The sequence below is a fragment of the Synechococcus sp. H55.10 genome, assembly GCF_047502715.1.
Classification (GTDB): domain Bacteria; phylum Cyanobacteriota; class Cyanobacteriia; order Thermostichales; family Thermostichaceae; genus Thermostichus.
This window is the reverse complement of record NZ_JANSJJ010000176.1, coordinates 1-654: the sequence shown is the minus strand read 5'-3', so window position 1 is coordinate 654 and position 654 is coordinate 1. Positions and strand designations below refer to the sequence as shown.

Genomic DNA, 654 nt, shown 5'->3' with positions numbered 1-654 from the left:
CCAGTCTTCCGGCATCAAGATCCGCTTCAAGTTGGGGTGTCCCTCGAAGATGATGCCGTACATGTCATAAGTCTCCCGCTCCTGCCAGTCCGCCGACTTCCAGATCCAGTACACCGAAGGCACCCGCGGATCTTGGCGGGGCAGCTTCACCTGGATCCGCACCTCCTGCGGCCGATCTGCCCCGTCCACCAGCTTGATCAGGTGATAGAGGCTGACCAGAGGTTGCCCCGCCCCCAGGTCGTAGCCGCACTGGCACTCCAGGTAATTGAAGCCATAGGCATAGAGGGCAGTACACACAGGTAAGAGAAAGTCCCGCTCCACCTCCAACAGCTCCACTCCGGCGGCATCTCTACCCAGGTACTGATGGTCAAAGCCATTATCGGCGAGGAACTGGGAGACCGGCCCCCGCTCCAGCGTCGCCAATGGTTCTGTCGGCTCGGCTGTCGAGGACGGCTTTTCCTGGGCTTTGTCCTCTGTCATCTCACATTCCTCCCTGCAGCGCTTTGAGCTGTTGCTCTGCTCGCTTGAAGTCGGCCGTTTGCAGTGCCGGTGGCACCGGCAGGCCAATAGCAGCGGCCAACTCCGGCGGCGGGGCTTGGCGAGTTTCGCTCTCCAAGTACTTGCCAGTGATGATCTCCGGCACCGGCTTGAGGT

1 protein-coding gene is annotated in these 654 nt (G+C 61.0%); it reads right to left on the bottom strand.

Annotated elements, in window-relative coordinates:
• A partial coding sequence (locus NW858_RS10810) for an NAD(P)H-quinone oxidoreductase subunit J (protein WP_414520483.1) occupies positions 1-480 on the bottom strand: 480 nt, incomplete at its 3' end.
• Between the last annotated feature and the right edge of the window lie 174 nt (positions 481-654).